Below are 18,918 nucleotides of genomic sequence, written 5' to 3'. Positions count from 1 at the left end.
CACACGCGAGGGGGAACCGCGATGGAACGGCCACCGGGCCAGACGGAGACCGAGACGGAGACCGGGTCAGGGACGGGGGCGGGGGCCGCGAGGGACACGGATTCGGAGACGGATACGGAGACCGCGGCGGGGCCGGAGCCGGGAGAGGCGACCGCGGCGGTGACGGCGAGCGCGCGGACCGAGTCGCCCGCGGCGCAGGCCAAGAGGCGCCGTCGGCGGCTGGTGCGTCGGTGTGCCCTCGCCCTCGTGCTGCTCCTCCTCGCCCCGGTCCTCGCCGCCGAGACCGCCCTTCGTCTGAACTACCTGGGCGACCCGGCCGACGGCACGTACTCCCGCGGCAAGGACGCCATCTGGCTGGGCCACGCCTGGGTCGACGGCCGCAAAACCGACGCCGACGTCAAGGCCCTGGCCGCCCGGCTCCGGGACACCGGCATCCGCGACCTCTACGTCCACGCCGGCCCTCTGGAGCACGACGGCACGCTCCCGGCGTCCGCGTACGCCGACGCGGGGCCGTTCATCGCCGCTGTCCACCGGGAGGCGCCGACGCTCCGCGTCCAGGCCTGGCTGGGCGACGTCCTCGCCACCGAGAGCCCGGACGGCATGCGGCTGGAGCGGGCGCAGACCCGCGCCGCGGTCGTGCGGTCCACCCGCGAGATCCTCGCCGCCGGCTTCCAGGGCGCCCACTTCGACCTCGAGCCGCTGCACTCCGACGACGGCGACTACCTCACCCTCCTCGACTCCCTGCGGGCCGTCACCCGTGCCCGCGGCGCCCAGCTCTCCGTCGCGGCCCACCAGATCGACCCGATCCCCGGCTTCCACTCCTTCTGGGGCACGACCGCCGGCCACCCCAAGTGGTGGTCGCAGAAGTTCTTCGGCCAGGTCGCCCGCCGCGTCGACCAGATCGCCGTGATGTCGTACGACACCATGCAGCCCCTGGAGAGCACCTACGGCGGATACGTCGCCCAGCAGACGTCCCTCGCCCTGGAGGTCACCCCGCGCTCCACCGATCTGCTGATGGGCCTGCCCTTCTACCACGAGAACCGGTTCGGCCACTGGAACCATGCCGAGACCGTCGCCGCCGCCGTCCGGGGTGTCCGGCTGGGTCTGTCCCGCACCGACGCCCACCGTGAGAACTTCGGCGTCGCGGCCTACGTGGACTTCGCGGCCACCGAGCAGGACTGGACGTCGTACGAGAAGGGCTGGGTCCGTCAGGGCATGTCGTTTGGGGAAACAGGGCCATCACGGGGTCAAATCCCTTTGCGTGCACCGCAGACGGCGGGACCATGAGCGCATGTACTGGGCACTGGTGGGTACGGGTGTCGTCTGCGTGACGATCATGGCTGCGTTCGGCATCGCGGCCGTCACCCTGGAGTGGGTGCCGCCGCGCAGCCGCGGCCTGGTGACGCGGCCGCGGCTGTGGGGGGCGGGCGCCCTGATGAGCGCCCTGGGTATCGGCGTCTTCCTCTTCCTGGGCCCGCTGGCCCCCGAGGGCCGGACGGTGGACTTCTACGTCCCGCCGGCCGGGATGGCCCTCAACCTCGCCGGGCTCGGCGTGCAGGCGCTCGCCCGGCGGCCCGGCCGCACGCCCGGGCTGCCCCCGGCGTCTACGAAGACCGCCTCCTGATCTTCGAGCCCAGCCACACCAGCGGGTCGTACTTGCGGTCGACGGCGCGTTCCTTCAGCGGGATGAGCGCGTTGTCCGTGATCTTGATGCCTTCGGGGCAGACCTCCGTGCAGCACTTGGTGATGTTGCAGTAGCCGAGGCCGTGTTCGTCCTGGGCCGTGCGCCGCCGGTCCAGGCCGCTCTCCTCGGCCGCGTCCAGCGGGTGCATGTCCAGTTCGGCGACCCGCATGAGGAAGCGCGGGCCCGCGAACGCCGTCTTGTTCTCCTCGTGGTCACGCACGACATGGCAGGTGTCCTGACACAGGAAGCACTCGATGCACTTGCGGAACTCCTGTGAGCGGTCCACGTCCTCCTGGAACATCCGGTACTCGCCGGGGCCGACCCCCTCGGGCGGCACGAACGCCGGGACCTCCCGCGCCTTGCGGTAGTTGAAGCCGACGTCCGTGACGAGATCACGGATCACGGGGAAGGCACGAAGGGGCGTGACGGTGATCGTCTCCTCCCGGTCGAACACCGACATACGGGTCATGCACAGCAGCCGGGGCCGCCCGTTGATCTCCGCGGAACACGAACCGCACTTGCCCGCCTTGCAGTTCCAGCGGACGGCCAGGTCGGGCGCCTGGGTGGACTGGAGGCGGTGGATGATGTCGAGCACCACCTCACCGTCGTTCACCTCGACGTCGAAGTCGTCCAGTCCGCCGCCCCGCACATCACCCCGCCACACCTTGAAGTGGGCGTCGTAGCTGCTCATTCGTACAGCTCCTCTTCGGTGAGGTACTTGACCAGCTCCTCCTTCTCGAAGAGGGCGAGCAGGTCGGGGCGGATGGGCTCGGTGGTCTCGCGGGTGAGGGTGATCCGGCCGCGCAGGGGGTCCGCCTCCGCCGGGCCGTCACCGGGGCCGGCCGGCGCGCACAGCAGGTTGACGTTGCGCCACGCGCGGTCCATCGCCGGGTGGTCCTCACGGGTGTGCCCGCCGCGCGACTCGGTGCGTTCCAGGGCGGCCCGGGCCACGCACTCGCTGACCAGCAGCATGTTCCGCAGGTCGAGCGCGAGGTGCCAGCCGGGGTTGAACTGCCGGTGCCCCTCCACCCCGGCCCGCCAGGCCCGTACGCGCAGCTCGGCCAGCTTCTCCAGGGCGTGCTCCATCTCGCCCTCGCGGCGGATGATGCCGACCAGGTCGTTCATGGTCTGCTGGAGTTCCTGGTGGAGGGTGTACGGGTTCTCGGGCGGCCGGCCGCCGGGGTCGCCGGCGCCCTCCGCGGAGAACGGCCGCAGTGCCTCGGCGGCCGCCGCGGCGACCTGCTCGTCGTCCACCGCCGGGCGGCTCTCGGCCGGGTCCGCCGCGTGGCGGGCGGCGTGCAGTCCCGCCCGGCGGCCGAACACCAGCAGGTCGGAGAGGGAGTTCCCGCCCAGCCGGTTGGAGCCGTGCATGCCGCCGGCCACCTCGCCGGCCGCGAACAGCCCCGGCACCCCGCGGGCGGCGGCCGTGTCGGAGTCGACGGCGATGCCGCCCATCACGTAGTGACAGGTCGGTCCGACCTCCATGGCCTCCGCGGTGATGTCGACGTCCGCCAGCTCCTTGAACTGGTGGTACATGGAAGGCAGCCGGCGTTTGATGACCTCGGCCGGCATCCGCGTCGACACGTCCAGGAAGACCCCTCCGTGCGGGGAGCCGCGGCCCGCCTTCACTTCCGAGTTGATCGCCCGTGCCACCTCGTCACGGGGGAGCAGCTCCGGCGGACGCCGGTTGTGGTCCGGGTCCTCGTACCAGCGGTCGCCCTCCTCCTCCGACTCGGCGTACTTCTCCTTGAAGACGTCGGGGACGTAGTCGAACATGAAGCGTTTTCCGTCGGAGTTCCTGAGCACCCCGCCGTCGCCGCGCACCGACTCGGTGACGAGGATGCCCTTCACCGACGGCGGCCAGACCATGCCCGTCGGGTGGAACTGCACGAACTCCATGTTCAGCAGGGGAGCACCGGCGAGCAGGGCCAGCGCGTGGCCGTCGCCCGTGTACTCCCACGAGTTCGACGTCACCTTGAAGGACTTGCCGATGCCGCCCGTCGCGATCACCACGGCGGGCGCCTGGAGGACGAAGAACCGGCCGGTCTCGCGCTCGTAGGCGAAGACGCCGCTCACCCGGGAGCCGTCCTTGAGGACGCGGGTGACCGTGCACTCCTGGAAGACCTTCAGCCGGGACTCGTAGTCACCGGTCTCGCGGTGGTCCTCCTGCTGGAGCGAGACGATCTTCTGCTGGAGCGTGCGGATCAGCTCCAGGCCCGTACGGTCGCCGACGTGTGCGAGGCGCGGGTACTCGTGGCCGCCGAAGTTGCGCTGGGAGATCCGGCCGTCCTTGGTGCGGTCGAAGAGCGCGCCCCAGGTCTCCAGCTCCCAGACCCGGTCCGGGGCCTCCTGGGCGTGCAGTTCGGCCATCCGCCACTGGTTCAGGAACTTGCCGCCGCGCAGGGTGTCGCGGAAGTGGACCTGCCAGCTGTCGTGCTCGTTGGCGTTGGCCATCGCCGCCGCGATGCCGCCCTCGGCCATCACGGTGTGCGCCTTGCCGAACAGCGACTTGCAGATGACGGCGGTGCGGGCGCCGCGCTCGCGGGCCTCGATGGCGGCGCGCAGTCCGGCGCCTCCCGCGCCGACCACGACCACGTCCCACTCCTGGCGGTCGACCACGGACATCAGCAGGCCCCACTCATCAGGTTCGGCAGCATCTAGAAAAACCTCGGATCGTCGAAGACACCGGACGCGACGAGATAGACGTAGAAGTCGGCGAGCGCCACGCTCACCAGCGACGCCCACGCCAGCAGCATGTGACGGGCGTTCAGCTTCCCCACCAGCCGCCATGCCCGGTAGCGCACGGGGTGCCTGGAGAAGTGCTTCAGCTGACCGCCGACGATGTGCCGGCAGGAGTGGCAGGAGATCGTGTACGCCCAGATCAGCGCGACGTTCAGCAGGAAGACCAGGGTCCCCAGGCCCATGTGGCCCCACGCGTAGTGCTCGTCGCGGAAGGTGAGCACGGTGTCGTAGGTGAGGATCCCGGCGACGACGATCGCCGCGTAGAAGAAGTACCGGTGGATGTTCTGGAGGATCAGCGGGAAGCGGGTCTCGCCGGTGTACTTGCGGTGCGGCTCGGCCACCGCGCAGGCGGGCGGGGACGCCCAGAAGCCGCGGTAGTAGGCCTTGCGGTAGTAGTAGCAGGTCAGGCGGAAGCCGAGCGGGAAGACGAGGATCAGGATCGCGGGCGAGAGGCCCCACCAGGCGCCGAAGATCTCCGCGTTGGGGCCGTGCCGCATCGTCTCGCAGTTGTCCGCCAGACACGGGGAGTAGAACGGCGAGACGTACGGCGCCGCGTAGTAGTGCGCGTTCGCGAAGGCGCGCCAGGTCGAGTAGACGACGAACGCCAGCAGCCCGGCGGCGGTGGCCGCGGGGGCGAGCCACCAGCGGTCGGTCCGTAGATGGGGAGCGGCGATCGCGGCGCGTCCGGCGCCGCGTACGCCGCTCGGGGGACGGTGGTCGGTGGGTGAGGGTTCCGTACCAGTGGCCAACTCAGGACTCCGGTCGGGTCAGGGGGCGTGCCGGCCCCGGGCGCCGAGTCCCTCGTCGTCCGTGTCGATCCACAGGGAGTCGTCGTACGGGGTGTCGGGGATGGTGACGAGCTCGGGCCCGCGCGACGAGCCGGGGTGGGAGGCGGCATCGCGCAGCAGCGCGACGCTCTCCCTCAGGTGTTCGGCGTCGGTACGGACCCGGCGCATCTCCAGGCCGGAACTGCCGAGCTGCTGCTCCAGTCGGCCGACGGACCGGGAGAGGTCGTCGAGGCAGCGCTGGGCCGTGGTCAGGTCGTCGTGCACGGACATGAGAAGTCCTCGCTTCCGTGGGGGCTGGGCCCTGGACGGCAACGTTCATGCGCCTGCGAGTGTTGCGCGTCACACCGGTGGATGTGAAGGCGTGTGCAGCGATTGGCGGGTGCGTTGCTCCGCACGAGTGGCCTTGGCCGGCCCCGCCGCCGTGTCGCCCACGGCAGGCGAACCCTTTCCTCTTCAGTGAGCAGTAGATCTGATCAACTCCAAAATACCGCCAAACGTGATCAAAACGCACCCGCGTCGGCGCATTCGCGTCCATGTGTCCAGGGGTGTCCGGGTCACCGGCGGCAGCGGCTCACCGGAGGTAGCAGAGATGTCCCACGACGGCGTCGGCCCGCGCGCGGTCATGCGCTCGGTCGCCTTCCTCACCGCGGGCGCGCTCGCGGTGCCCCTGCTCTCCGGCTGCGGCTCCGCGGACGAGGCGGGCAAGCCCCTGGCCCGCCAGGACATCGCCCCGGCCGCCCGCGCCCGGGTCGCCGAGGGCGGCACCCTGCGCTGGGCCGTGGACACGGTGCCGGAGACCTTCAACACCTTCCAGTCCGACGCCGACGCCACGACCACCCGGGTCGCCCAGGCCGTGCTGCCCTCGATGTACCGGCTCGACGCGAGCGGGCGGCCGCAGCGCGACGCCGACTACCTGGAGTCCGCGAAGGTCGTCGAGACCGAACCCAAGCAGGTCGTCCTGTACAAACTCGACCAGCAGGCCGTGTGGAGCGACGGCCGGGAGATCGGCGCCGCCGACTTCGCCGCCCAGTGGCGTGCCCTGTCGGGCAAGGACAGCGCCTACTGGACGGCCCGCAACGCCGGCTACGACCGCATCGAGAAGATCGAGCGCGGGGACAACGACCTGGAAGTCAGGGTCACCTTCAAGCGGACGTACGCCGACTGGCGGTCGCTGTTCTCGCCGCTGTACCCGAAGGACGTCATGGGCACGCCCGACGCCTTCAACGACGGGGCGCGCCGCAAGCTGAACGTGACCGCCGGGCCGTTCGTGGTGAAGAAGGTCGACCGCAAGAACCACGAGGTGCGTCTTGCCCGCAACACACGCTGGTGGGGCCGGCCGGCCAAGCTCTCCGAGATCGTCCTGACGGCGGTCCCGAGGACCGAGCGGGCGTCCGCACTGGCCGCCGGGAAGATCGATCTGGCCGAGATCGACCCGGCCGCCGCACAGCGCGTCGACGGCGCCGCGAACGGCACGGCCGGGCCGCTCGCCGGTCCCGGCTCCGGGCGCACCGCCGCCAAGGAGCTGCGTTCCTGGGCCCTCGCCCACGGCTCGGACGAGGACACGGCCGAGGACGAGGTCGAGGCCCGCGCCGAGCTGCGCAAGGCCGTCGCCAAGTGGGAACGGCAGCAGAAGGCGCTGCGCGCGTTCGAGGTGCGCAGATCGCTGGAGCCGGCGTACACCCAGCTCGCCCTGAACGGCGCCGACGGGCCGCTGGCGGACGAGCGCGTGCGCCGGGCGGTCGCCCGGGCGCTGGACCGCAGGGAACTGGCCAAGGTGGTGCTGAAGCCGCTGGGGCTGCCCGCGGAGCCCGTGGGCAGCCACCTGGCGCTGGCCGGGCAGGACGCGTACGCCGACAACAGCGGGGCGCTGGGCGGCCAGGACACCGCCGAGGCGCAGGCGCTGCTCGCCGACGCCGGATGGGTGCCCGGGGGTCCGGTCAAGAAGCAGGAGAAGGGCGAGAAGGCGGCCGGATCGGCGGGGAAGAAGGCCGGCAAGGACGAGGACTCCTCGGACGACGACGGCACGTACGTCGTCGGCGAGGACGACAAGGCGCCCGCCGGTGTGAGCCGCGAGGAGAGGCGGCAGGCCGCGCGGGGCGATAACGCGCGCAGGAGCGGCGACGGACAGCAGCTCGCCCAGGAGGGCAAGCAGTACCAGCAGATCAGCCGGGGCGGGGCCGCCGGCGCCTACGCCCCGAAGGGCACGGCCGCCCCGAAGGGCACCGCCGCACCGGTCGGCGTCCCGGCCAAGGCGCTGGCGAAGGACGGCAAGGCGCTCACCCTGCGGTTCGTGCTGCCCTCCGGTCCCGGGTCCGAACCCCTGGCCGCGGTCGCCGAGCGGATCACCAGGATGCTGGCGAAGGTCGGTATCGGCACGGACATCACCAAGGTCCCGGACGAGAGCTACTTCAAGGACCACGTCGCCTCCGGTGAGTACGACCTGGCCCTGTACTCGTGGCCGGCGTCCGCCTTCCCCGCCACCGACGCCCGGCCGATCTACGCGAAGCCGGTGCCGGCCGCCGACGGCTCGCTGAGCGTCGAGCAGAACTACACCCGGATCGGCACCGATCAGGTCGATCAGTTGTTCGAACAGGCGGCCTCGACCCTCGACAAGGACGAGCAGCGGTCCCTGATCCGCAAGGCCGACTCCCGGATCTGGGCGGCTGCCGGATCGATTCCTCTCTATCAGCGCCCTCAGCTCACGGCCGTACGGAAGACGGTGGTCAACGCGGGCGCCTTCGGCTTCCAGACCCCCGTCTACCAGGACATCGGCTTCCTGAAGAAGGGCTCGGAGAAGGGTGCGAAGGCCTCCGCGAGCCCGTCCGGAAACTGAGCGCGGGGTGCGTGCGAAGTGAGCCGGGTGGCCCTGCGGAGGCCGTCCCCCGCCGGGCCACGTACCATGGGGTGAGGCCGTGGCGTGTCAAAGCCCGGCAGGGCCCGCGTAACACAGACGTACGCAGCAGGGTCGCCCTCACACTCCGGGAGAACGCCGCTTTATGGCCACGCGCCACGACATTCGCAACGTAGCCATCGTCGCCCACGTCGACCACGGCAAGACGACTCTGGTCGACGCCATGCTCAAGCAGGCCGGCGCCTTCGCCGCGCACGCCGCCGAGTCGCTCGACGACCGCATGATGGACTCGAACGACCTGGAGCGTGAGAAGGGCATCACGATCCTCGCCAAGAACACGGCGGTGAAGTACCACCCCAAGGACGGGGGGGACGTCATCACCATCAACATCATCGACACCCCCGGTCACGCCGACTTCGGCGGCGAGGTGGAGCGCGGCCTGTCGATGGTCGACGCCGTCGTGCTGCTGGTGGACGCCTCCGAGGGCCCGCTGCCGCAGACCCGCTTCGTGCTGCGCAAGGCGCTCCAGGCCCGCCTGCCCGTCATCCTGTGCATCAACAAGACGGACCGCCCGGACTCGCGCATCGACGAGGTCGTGAACGAGGCGTACGACCTCTTCCTCGACCTCGACGCCGACGAGGACCAGATCGAGTTCCCGATCGTCTACGCCTGTGCGCGTGACGGCGTCGCCTCGCTGACCAAGCCGGAGGACGGCACGGTCCCGGCCGACAGCGACAGCCTGGAGCCGTTCTTCTCCACGATCCTGTCCCACGTCCCGGCCCCCGAGTACGACGTGGAGGCCCCGCTCCAGGCGCACGTCACCAACCTGGACGCCGACAACTTCCTCGGCCGTATCGCGCTGCTCCGCGTCGAGCAGGGCGAGCTGCGCAAGGGCCAGACGGTCACGTGGATCAGGCGCGACGGCACGATGTCCAACGTGCGCATCACCGAGCTGCTGATGACCGAGGCGCTCACCCGCAAGCCCGCCGAGAAGGCCGGCCCCGGTGACATCTGTGCCGTCGCCGGTATCCCGGAGATCATGATCGGCGAGACCCTCGCCGACCCGGAGAACCCGATCGCGCTGCCGCTCATCACGGTCGACGAGCCGGCCATCTCCATGACCATCGGCACCAACACCTCGCCGCTGGTCGGCCGCGGTGGCACCGGCAAGGGCGCGGAGAACAAGGCCGCGGTCAAGGACCGCAAGGTCACGGCCCGTCAGGTCAAGGACCGCCTCGACCGTGAGCTGGTCGGTAACGTCTCGCTGCGCGTCCTGGACACCGAGCGTCCCGACGCCTGGGAGGTGCAGGGCCGCGGCGAGCTGGCGCTGGCCATCCTGGTCGAGCAGATGCGCCGTGAGGGCTTCGAGCTGACCATCGGCAAGCCGCAGGTCGTCACGAAGGACGTCGACGGCAAGGTCTACGAGCCCGTCGAGCGCATGACGATCGACGTGCCCGAGGAGCACATGGGCGCGGTCACGCAGCTCATGGGTGTCCGCAAGGGCCGGATGGACAACATGTCCAACCACGGCTCGGGCTGGGTCCGCATGGAGTTCGTCGTGCCCTCGCGCGGTCTCATCGGCTTCCGTACCGAGTTCCTGACCGGTACGCGCGGTACGGGTATCGCCCACTCCATCCACGAGGGCCACGAGCCGTGGTTCGGCACGCTGACGACCCGTAACAACGGCTCGCTGGTCGCCGACCGCTCGGGCGCCGTCACCGCGTTCGCGATGACGAACCTCCAGGAGCGCGGTGTGCTGTTCACCGACCCCGGCACCGAGGTGTACGAGGGCATGATCGTCGGCGAGAACTCGCGCTCCGACGACATGGACGTGAACATCACCAAGGAGAAGAAGCTCACGAACATGCGGTCGTCGTCGGCCGACTCGTTCGAGGCGATCGTGCCGCCGCGCAAGCTGTCGCTCGAGCAGTCGCTGGAGTTCTGCCGCGACGACGAGTGCGTCGAGGTGACCCCGGAAGCGGTTCGCATCCGCAAGGTCGTGCTCGACCAGCGCGACCGCGCCCGTACCGCCAGCCGCGCCAAGCACGGCTGATCCGCGGGTAGTTCGCCACCGCAGCGCACTCCGGAGCCCGGGCGTCCCCATTCGTGGGGGCGCCCGGGCTTTTCGCAACCCGTTTTCCGGGACCCGGACGGCGACAGCTGTCCGTAATGCGGTGATCCTCGCCCGATAGCCATGTAACAAGTCCGTTTCGCGGCCTTCTCGCGGCAGAGACTTTGTCCGGATTTTGGAAGATCTAGGCCTCAGCCGTGACTGAATTGAGATTTAAAGACGGTGGTCGGCACCTGACGCATGCCAGATAGTTAGCCGCGTAACGCTCGGGTCAATGGGTCTCGCGCTGTGGGGACAGCGCCGACTCGCGAGCACCAGGGGGTGTCTGACCCTCCGTCAGGGGTGTCGGAGGTCGGACGAGCGCCCCCTCCTGTCGGTGAACACGTGGAGTCACAAGGAGGATCCCCATGCCACTCAAGCGGCCCAAGCGGTCCCTCGCCGGTCTGCCCGCCCCCGCCCGCGGCGAGTGTCACTGACCTAGCGTCCGGCCGCCGACCGCGGCCGTCCGGCTACGCGCGTCCGGCTGCGGCTTCTTCCGTGCCGCCCGTCCGGCGCGCTCCGGCGTCCCTTCATGAACCGACCGGCGTCCGCGCGCACTTCGCACGCCCGCCGCCGGCTCGGCACACCCACACCCGTGAAGTGAAATGGGCGAACTGTGACAAGTCCTACCGACATCGAGGGCGGCGGTACGTCGGTCGTGGTCGACGGCGACCGTGAGCCGGCGGCGGCGACCGAGGCCGAGGCGCCCGTGGGCCGGTCTCCCGGTCAGCTCATGTGGCTCCGCTTCAAGCGGGACCGCACGGGCGTGATCTCGGCCTACGTCGTGCTGTTCTTCTTCCTGATCGGCGTTCTCGCCCCGCTGATCGCGAAGCTCTACGGCAAGAACCCGTACACCGTGTTCGCGGACGAACGCCCGGAGTTGTTCGACAGCGCGGGTGTGCCGGTGCAGCCCAACGGCGGGATCAGCGGCGAGTTCTGGTTCGGCCTCGAACCCGGCAACGGCTACGACGTCTTCACCAAGCTGCTCTACGGCATCCGCAACTCCCTGGGCATCTCCCTCGCGGTCACCGTCGCCACCGTGCTGACCGGCATCGTCCTCGGTGTGGCGGCCGGCTATCTCGGCGGCCGCACGGACTTCCTGATCAGCCGGGTGATCGACTTCCTGCTCGCCATCCCGGCCCAGCTGTTCTTCATCGCGAGCATGCCGGTCGTGGTCTCCCTGTTCGTCAGCCCGCGCGACGAGACGCCCGTCTACGTCCGGGTCGTCGCGCTGATCTCGGTGCAGTGGTTCCTCGGCTGGATGAGCCTCGGCCGCATCCTGCGCGGCACCAGTCTCGCCCTGCGGGAACGGGAGTTCATCGAGGCGGCGAAGGTGAGCGGGGCTCCACCGGGGCGGATCATCCGCAAGGAGATCCTGCCCAACGTGGTCACGCCGATCCTGGTGCAGGCGACCTACATGCTGCCCAACTTCGTGACCGCCGAGGCCGGTCTGTCCTTCCTCGGCGTGGGACTGGTCGAACCGACGCCGGACTGGGGGCAGATGTTCTCCAAGGCGGCGACCGAACTCGTGATGCAGAACGACATCACCTACATGTTCTTCCCCGGCATCTCGATGATCATCTTCATCGTGGCGTTCAACCTGCTCGGGGACTCGGTCAGGGACGCCTTCGACCCCAAGACGGCGCGCTGATCCGCACATCACGCTCTTTGGCCTCACAGACTGCTGGACTCACAGAGATGGGTGGGAAACGAGTGATGGGTATGGGTGGACGCCGCGCGTACGCCGCGCTCTCGCTGGCCGCTGCGGGAGCGCTCGTGCTCTCCGGTTGCAGCGAGGGCGGCAGCAAGGAAGGCAGCAACAAGGACGACAAGAAAAACGCCCAACGGCAGCAGTCCTCCATCGACTTCGGCGACGCGAAGGCCTCGACCGGCCCGGCCGCCGAGGTCCCCGGAGCGAAGCCCGGAGGCGCGGTCTCCGTTCTCCAGAGAGACAGCTACGCGCATCTCGACCCCGCACAGATCTACGTCTCCGACGAGATGGCGCTGTCGCAGCTCATCCACCGCGGTCTGACCGGCTACAAGGCGACCGGCGAGGACGGCAAGAAGCACGAGGTCGTCGGCGACCTGGCCACCGACAGCGGAACCACCACCGACGGCGGCAAGACCTGGAAGTACACGCTGAAGGACGGGGTCAAGTGGGCCGACGGCTCCGCGATCACCGCCACCGACGTGCGTCACACCTTCGAGCGGCTGTTCGCGCCGTTCGTCGCCAACGGCCCGACCTTCATCCAGCAGTGGCTCGCCGACACACCGGGCACGGCATACCGCGACCTGCTGAAGGGCGGCCCGTACGGCGGCAAGCACCTGCCGGACACCGTCCTGGAGACGCCGGACGCGAAGACGGTCGTCTTCAAGTTCAAGAAGCCCAAGCCGGATCTGCCGTACGCGCTGGCCATGGCCGGCTACTCGCTCGTCTCGCAGAAGAAGGACACCAAGGAGAAGTACGACAAGGCCCCGATGACGTCGGGCCCGTACAAGATCCAGGACTTCAAGTCCGGCAAGTCGATGGTCCTGGTGAAGAACACCAACTGGGACGCGAAGACCGACCCGATCCGGCACCAGTACATCGACCGGTTCAACTTCGCGTTCAACAAGCAGTTCGAGGACTCGACCAAGGCCATCCTCGACGACTCGGGGGCCAACGCCACCGCGGTCAGCTTCAACAACGAGGTCGACGCGGGGAACCTGTCCAAGATCCTCGCCGACGCGAAGCTGAAGTCCCGTACCGTCTCCGGCTACCAGCCCTACGTGGGCCAGATCGACATCAACATGTCGCAGAAGGAGATGCAGGACAAGAGGGTCCGTGAGGCCATCGCCTACGCCCTGCCGATCACCCCGTTCGTGCGCGCCTTCGGCGGCACGGCTGCCCGCGAGGTCGCCGGCGGTCTGATCAGTCCGACCGTCTCCGGCTACAACCCGAACTTCGACCCGTTCGGCAAGAAGAAGAAGCCGGCCGGTGACCCGGCCAAGGCCAAGGAGCTCCTGGAGAAGGCCGGCAAGGTCGGTCTGAAGCTGACCTTCGGCTACATCAACACCCCCGAGGGCCAGCAGTACTCCACCGCCATGGCGGCCGGTCTGGAGAAGGCCGGCTTCGACGTCCAGCGCCAGGAGATCCCGGCGGAGACGTACTACGACCAGGTCGGCAAGGTCAGCAACAACTTCGACATCTACCACACCGCGTGGGGCGCCGACTGGCCGAGTTCCTCGACCGTCATCCCGCCGCTCTACGACGGACGCCAGATCCAGGACGGCGCCGCGAACTACTCGCACATCAACGACCCGAAGGTCAACGCCGACATCGACGAGGCGAGCACCATCACCGACCCGGTCAAGGCCGCCGAGGCCTGGAACAAGATCAACGAGTACATCGTGAAGGACGTCGTCTCCAACATCCCGACGGCGTACTACAAGCAGACCCAGATCGCCGGTTCGAAGATCGGCGGCCTCGTGTACGACGACGTCATCGGTGGCATCGACCCGCGCAGGCTGTTCGTGAAGTAGCCCCGTCCTGAGCGCGGCGCCCGGTGCGTCCCGTCCCCCTTCCGCGACGGGGCGCACCGGCCCGCACGGCCCTTCGAGACGGCCCTTTGAGCCGGCCTTACGAGCCCGAAAGCTGCCACTGAGATGCTGCGCTTCCTTCTTCGCCGGACCCTCGGCTCGCTGGTCATCCTGATCCTGCTGACCGTCGTCGCCTTCCTGCTGTTCTTCGGCATGCCCCGGGACCCGGCGCTGCTGATGTGCGGCAAGACGTGCACCCCCGACGCGCTGGAGAACATCCATCGCACGCTCGGCATCGACAAGTCGATCCCCGAGCAGTTCTGGATCTTTCTGCACGGGCTGATCGCGGGCCGCAGCGACTTCGCCCAGGGCCCCTGCCCCGCCCCCTGTTTCGGCTACTCGTACCACACCAACGAGCAGGTCTGGTCGACCCTGATGGACCGGCTGCCGCTCACCGTCTCCCTCGCGCTGGGCGCCACCGTCGTCTTCCTGTTCGTCGGACTCGGCACCGGCATGCTGGCCGCCTGGCGCCGCGGCACGCTCATCGACAAGTCGTTCACCGCGGGCTCCATGGTGCTCAGTTCGATGCAGATCTACTTCCTGGGACCGCTCGCCCTCGCCGTGCTGGTGTACCAGACCCACCTCTTCGACGAACCCCGGTACACCGAACTCACCCAGGACCCCGTCGCCTGGTTCTCCGGGCTGATGATCCCCTGGGTCGTGCTGTCCACGATCTTCGCGGCGCAGTACACCCGTATGGCGCGCTCCTCCATGATCGAACAGCTCCAGGAGGAGCACATCCGCACCGCCCGCGCCAAGGGGATGAGCCGACGGTACGTCTTCTTCCGGTACGCCTGGCGCGGCTCCCTCATCCCGATCGTCACGATCCTCGGCATCGACCTCTCCTCGATGCTCGGCGGCGCCATCATCACCGAGTACACCTTCGGACTGCCCGGACTCGGGCATCTCGCCGTGGAGTCCGTGCAGTTCAGCGACCTGCCGCTGCTGCTGGGCGTGATGCTCTTCGCCGCCGCGGTGATCCTGCTGTGCAACATCGTCGTCGACGCCTGTTACGCCTTCATCGACCCGCGCGTACGGCTGTCCTAGGCCGTTTCCCCGGACTGTCGTCAGGAGCTCTGTCGTGACCACTGTGACCAAGGAGGCCGGGGCGCCCGTCCCGGCCGGCGCGGGCGCGTTCCTCTCGGTGCGCGACCTGCACGTCAGTTTCACCACCGAGGACGGTGTCGTCCGGGCCGTGGACGGGCTCTCCTTCGACCTCGAACGCGGTCGCACCCTCGGTATCGTCGGCGAGTCGGGGTCCGGGAAGTCCGTCACCAACCTGACCGTTCTCGGTCTGCACAACCCGATGTTCACCACCGTCGAGGGCGAGATCCTGCTGGAGGGCCAGGAGCTGACCACGGCCCGGGAGGCGGAACTGGAGAAACTGCGCGGCAACAAGGTCGCGATGATCTTCCAGGACCCGCTCACCGCGCTCTCCCCGTACTACACCGTCGGCCGGCAGATCGCCGAGCCGTACATGAAGCACCGGGGCGCCTCGAAGAAGGCCGCCTGGGAACGCACGGTGGAGATGCTCGGCAAGGTCGGCATCCCCAACCCCCGGGAACGGGCGAAGGACTACCCCCACCAGTTCTCCGGCGGCATGCGGCAGCGGGCCATGATCGCGATGGCGCTGGTCTGCGACCCCGACCTGCTGATCGCCGACGAACCGACCACCGCTCTCGACGTCACCGTCCAGGCACAGATCCTCGACCTGCTCAAGGACCTCCAGCGGGAGTTCGGCACCGCGATCATCTTCATCACGCACGACCTGGGGGTCATCGCCGACATGGCCGACGACATCATGGTGATGTACGCGGGCGGCGCGGTCGAGCGAGGGACGACCGAGCAGGTGCTGCGCTCACCGCAGCACCCCTACACCTGGGGTCTGCTGAACTCCATGCCCCGGCTGGACTCGGACCTTGACACCCCGCTCGCCCCCATCCCCGGCGCCCCGCCGTCGCTGCTCAACCCGCCCTCGGGCTGCCGTTTCCATCCCCGCTGCACCTTCCGCGACCGGGTCGGCGGCGACCGCTGTGTCACCGAACGTCCCGCGCTCGCCCCCGACCGGGCCTCCGCCTGTCACCTCACGGCGGAACAGAAACGGACCATCTTCGTGGACGAGATCAAGCCCGGACTGGGGTAGGCAGGACCTGAGGAGCAAGCACGTGAAGAAGGCCAGGAGGAGCACGTGAAGAAAGAGGAACCCGTTCTCCCCGCCCCGCGCGAGGCGGACGCCGACGGCGCGGCGGAACAGCTGCTCGTCGTGGAGGGGCTGACCAAGCACTTCCCGGTCAAGGGCGGCTTCCCGATCCGGCGTACGGTCGGTCAGGTGCAGGCCGTGGACGGCATCGACCTGAACGTGCGGGCGGGCGAGAGCTTCGGCCTGGTGGGGGAATCGGGGTGCGGCAAATCCACGACCGGTCGGCTGATCACCCGGCTGATGGAGCCCACGGCCGGAACGATCAGGTACCGCGGGCAGGACATCTCGCACGCCTCGCGCCGGGAGCTGGCGCCCATCCGGTCCGAGATCCAGATGATTTTCCAGGACCCCTACTCCTCGCTCAATCCCCGGCAGACCGTCGGCAAGATCATCTCCGGGCCGATGGAGGTCAACGGGATCGAACCGGAGGGCGGCCGTGAGAAACGGGTGCGCGAGCTGCTGGAGATCGTGGGCCTCAACCCCGAGCACTACAACCGCTTCCCGCACGAGTTCTCCGGCGGCCAGCGCCAGCGCATCGGGGTCGCCCGCGCGCTGGCGCTCGAGCCGAAGCTGATCGTGGCCGACGAGCCGGTCTCCGCGCTCGACGTGTCCATCCAGGCCCAGGTGGTCAACCTGCTCCAGCAGGTCCGGCGGGAGCTCGGCATCGCGTTCCTGTTCATCGCCCACGACCTGGCCGTCGTACGGCACTTCTCGCAGCGGGTGGCCGTCATGTACCTCGGGAAGATCATCGAGGTGGGCGACCGCGACTCGATCTACACCCGGCCGCGTCACCCGTACACCCACGCGCTGCTCTCCGCGGTCCCCGAGGTGAACGTGTCCGGCGGGGAGACGGCGGCCCGTGAGCGGATCCGGCTCGCCGGGGACGTGCCGTCGCCGATCGCCCCGCCCTCGGGCTGCCGGTTCCGGACGCGGTGCTGGAAGGCGCAGGACAAGTGCGCGGCCGAGGAGCCGCCGCTGACCCGGATCTCCGGTAACCACGAGGGTCACCTGACGGCCTGCCACTTCCCGGAGGAGCCGACGATCGAGGCACGCGAGGAGGACATCGTGCTGGATCCGGCGCTGGCGGCGCTGGAAGAAGGCAGCGGGTAGGGCTTGTCGTTCGGATCAGCTCGCAGGGCATCGGCGGGACTTGTCGATGCCGGTGAGCGGGGGCAGCTGCGTGTGCCGGCCCCCGCGTCTGCGGGGTGATCCAAACGACAGGCCCTGGTTCCGGCGGTTTCCGGGGCGCCCCGGCTTCTGCGGAGGGCTGCTTGTCGGGGACCCGGGGGCCGGGGCGGTGAAGTGCTGGTCGGTGTCATCCGACCGGGGTTGCCACCGTGATGATTTCCGGGCTCGTGGAGGTCAGGGGGCTGCGGTCCCAGTCGCCGTACCGCTCCTCGACCCGCAGCCCCGCCTCCGTCAGGAATCCGGTCAGGCGCCCCGCGGTGAGGAAGCGGAGGGTGGCGCGGCTGGTGTGGGGGCGGGGCCAGTCCGGGCAGGCGAAGGTCTCGGTGAACGTGACCCGGTCGCCGGACGGTTCGCCCTCGACCTCGTGCCAGACGCGTACGGCCCGGCCGTCGGCGTCGGTGACCTCGCGGACACGGTCAGGCGTCCAGCGCTCCCAGGCCCGCGCGGCCGGGTTGCGGGTCTCGAACACGAACCGCCCACCGTCGCCCAGGGCGGACCGCACGGCCCGTAGAGCGGTGCGCAGTTCCTCGTCGCCGAGAAGCACCTGAAAGGCGTGGCCCGTCATGACGACGAGGTCGAAGTCGCCCTGCCACAGACGGGCGTGGAGATCTCCCAGCAGCCATTCCACGCCGGGCGCCCGGCGCCGGGCCTGGACCAGCATCGCGGCCGCGGGGTCGAGGCCCGTCAGCCGTCCCGGGTGTCCGTCCGCCGCCGCCCGTGCGAGAAGCCGTCCCGTGCCGCAGCCGACGTCGAGCACCGCGTCGGCGGAACGCACCAGGCTTAGATAGAAGTCGTCGTCCGGCCCCCACGGATTGATGCTGTCGTACAGCGCGGCGAGTGTCAGATCCGCGAACGAATGATCGACCACCGCGGCAGTCTGCCACACCGGGTGCGGCCCAGGACAAGATCCAGAACTTCTCAATTCCCTCGACAAGCCTGCCGACGGCCGGACATGCTTCCCCGCGATGACGAGAACTGACGACATGCCCCCCGCGTGGGACGAGCGCACGCAGCTCACCACCTTCCTCGACTACGCCCGCGACACCGCCCGCGCCAAGTGCGAGGGCCTCTCGGACGCGGACGCCCGCAAGGCGCCGCTGCCGGGTTCGCCGCTGATGACCCCCAGCGGTCTGGTCAACCATCTGCGCTGGGTCGAGTACTACTGGTTCCGGGTCGTGTTCCTCGGAGAGGAGGACGAGGGACCGTGGACCGACGAGGACCCCGACCGTGAGATGCGCATCGCCGTCGACCTCCCGCTGGCGCAGGTGCTCGACGAGTACGCCGAACACGCGCGGCGGCACCGCGAGTTGGTCGCCGGGCAGGACCTCGGCACCAGGGCGCAGCGAGCGTCGAGCGGCGGCCGTCATGTCGACCTGCGCTGGATCCTCCTCCACCTGATCGAGGAGACGGCCCGGCACAACGGCCACCTGGACGTCCTCCGCGAACTGATCGACGGTCGCACCGGCGTCTGACCGCGTTCCCCGGCTGCGGCCGACGGCCCCGTCGCCTGGGGCGAGTTTGCGCCGGTCGGGACGGTTGAAAGACCGATGAAAGATCGCCGAAAGGGCCCGGAAAGGCGGCACGGCGAGACTTCGGATGCGGGGCGGGCGACCGACGGGGGACTTGCGGCGCGCCCGCCCCGCTCCGGCTGCGGAGCCGGAGCCGGACCGGCGCGGACGTCCGCACCCGGGCCGCTGCCGGCCGCGGCCGCGTCGCCCTCCGTGCGCTCGACGCGATTGGCCGGATACCGACGTCCGGGCGCGGGGCCGTTCCCGT

The 18,918-nt window shown here is 69.6% G+C and carries 15 protein-coding genes; 10 read left to right on the top strand and 5 right to left on the bottom strand.

The genetic code is table 11. The features are described from left to right. The first annotated feature begins 21 nt into the window (after positions 1-21). Together OHS71_RS15130 and OHS71_RS15125 are read left to right on the top strand one after the other, a co-directional pair. On the top strand, positions 22-1,287 hold the full coding sequence (locus OHS71_RS15130) for a hypothetical protein (RefSeq protein ID WP_328479902.1): 1,266 nt from the start codon (positions 22-24) through the stop codon (positions 1,285-1,287). Positions 1,288-1,291: 4 nt separating this feature from the next. Further along, complete coding sequence (locus OHS71_RS15125) at positions 1,292-1,624, top strand: hypothetical protein (protein WP_328479901.1); 333 nt, start codon at positions 1,292-1,294, stop codon at positions 1,622-1,624. Here OHS71_RS15125 and OHS71_RS15120 read toward each other — a convergent pair. The 4 genes from OHS71_RS15120 to OHS71_RS15105 are packed head-to-tail and all read right to left on the bottom strand — an operon-like array spanning position 1,605 to position 5,484. After that, positions 1,605-2,375 carry a succinate dehydrogenase/fumarate reductase iron-sulfur subunit gene (locus OHS71_RS15120; protein WP_328479900.1) on the bottom strand — a complete coding sequence of 257 codons (771 nt, stop codon included), beginning with the start codon at positions 2,373-2,375 and terminating at the stop codon, positions 1,605-1,607. The two genes, OHS71_RS15125 and OHS71_RS15120, sit on opposite strands and share 20 nt — an antisense overlap. Further along, on the bottom strand, positions 2,372-4,309 hold the full coding sequence (locus OHS71_RS15115) for a fumarate reductase/succinate dehydrogenase flavoprotein subunit (protein ID WP_328479899.1): 1,938 nt from the start codon (positions 4,307-4,309) through the stop codon (positions 2,372-2,374). The genes OHS71_RS15120 and OHS71_RS15115 overlap by 4 nt, the downstream gene beginning before the upstream one ends. Before the next feature lie 32 nt (positions 4,310-4,341). Then, positions 4,342-5,175: a hypothetical protein gene (locus OHS71_RS15110; protein WP_328479898.1), complete on the bottom strand. Its 834-nt coding sequence runs from the start codon at positions 5,173-5,175 to the stop codon at positions 4,342-4,344. Positions 5,176-5,193: 18 nt separating this feature from the next. Further along, positions 5,194-5,484, bottom strand: a complete 291-nt coding sequence (locus OHS71_RS15105) for a hypothetical protein (RefSeq protein ID WP_328479897.1) — start codon at positions 5,482-5,484, stop codon at positions 5,194-5,196. Positions 5,485-5,803: 319 nt separating this feature from the next. On the opposite strand from OHS71_RS15105, the gene OHS71_RS15100 reads away from it, so the two are divergent. The 7 genes from OHS71_RS15100 (at position 5,804) to OHS71_RS15070 (ending at position 17,064) form a co-directional block, all read left to right on the top strand. Next, on the top strand, positions 5,804-8,047 hold the full coding sequence (locus OHS71_RS15100) for an ABC transporter family substrate-binding protein (RefSeq protein WP_328479896.1): 2,244 nt from the start codon (positions 5,804-5,806) through the stop codon (positions 8,045-8,047). Positions 8,048-8,210: 163 nt separating this feature from the next. Further along, the gene (typA, locus tag OHS71_RS15095) at positions 8,211-10,118 is read left to right on the top strand and encodes a translational GTPase TypA (protein WP_328479895.1); all 1,908 of its coding nucleotides are present in this window, start codon (positions 8,211-8,213) and stop codon (positions 10,116-10,118) included. 673 nt (positions 10,119-10,791) lie between these two features. Next, entirely contained in the window at positions 10,792-11,826 is a 1,035-nt protein-coding gene (locus OHS71_RS15090) for an ABC transporter permease (protein ID WP_328479894.1), read from the top strand. Positions 11,827-11,891: 65 nt separating this feature from the next. Beyond that, the gene (locus OHS71_RS15085) at positions 11,892-13,697 is read left to right on the top strand and encodes an ABC transporter substrate-binding protein (protein ID WP_328479893.1); all 1,806 of its coding nucleotides are present in this window, start codon (positions 11,892-11,894) and stop codon (positions 13,695-13,697) included. Positions 13,698-13,820: 123 nt separating this feature from the next. Beyond that, positions 13,821-14,801: an ABC transporter permease gene (locus OHS71_RS15080; RefSeq protein WP_328479892.1), complete on the top strand. Its 981-nt coding sequence runs from the start codon at positions 13,821-13,823 to the stop codon at positions 14,799-14,801. 34 nt (positions 14,802-14,835) lie between these two features. Further along, positions 14,836-15,897 carry an ABC transporter ATP-binding protein gene (locus OHS71_RS15075; RefSeq protein ID WP_328479891.1) on the top strand — a complete coding sequence of 354 codons (1,062 nt, stop codon included), beginning with the start codon at positions 14,836-14,838 and terminating at the stop codon, positions 15,895-15,897. Between the two features lie 45 nt (positions 15,898-15,942). After that, complete coding sequence (locus tag OHS71_RS15070; protein WP_328479890.1) at positions 15,943-17,064, top strand: ABC transporter ATP-binding protein; 1,122 nt, start codon at positions 15,943-15,945, stop codon at positions 17,062-17,064. A 205-nt stretch (positions 17,065-17,269) separates the two neighbouring features. On the opposite strand, the gene OHS71_RS15065 is transcribed toward OHS71_RS15070, so the two are convergent. Continuing rightward, the gene (locus tag OHS71_RS15065) at positions 17,270-18,010 is read right to left on the bottom strand and encodes a class I SAM-dependent methyltransferase (RefSeq protein WP_328479889.1); all 741 of its coding nucleotides are present in this window, start codon (positions 18,008-18,010) and stop codon (positions 17,270-17,272) included. 97 nt (positions 18,011-18,107) lie between these two features. Here OHS71_RS15065 and OHS71_RS15060 point away from each other — a divergent pair, with 97 nt between their 5' ends. After that, positions 18,108-18,614, top strand: coding sequence for a DinB family protein (locus OHS71_RS15060; RefSeq protein WP_328479888.1), 507 nt, complete (start codon positions 18,108-18,110; stop codon positions 18,612-18,614). Positions 18,615-18,918: the final 304 nt, after the last annotated feature.

Origin of the sequence: Streptomyces sp. NBC_00377, from assembly GCF_036075115.1 — a bacterium.
Taxonomy (GTDB): Bacteria; Actinomycetota; Actinomycetes; order Streptomycetales; family Streptomycetaceae; genus Streptomyces.
Note: the sequence above shows the minus strand (reverse complement) of the source record. Positions and strands in the feature narration are given on the sequence as shown.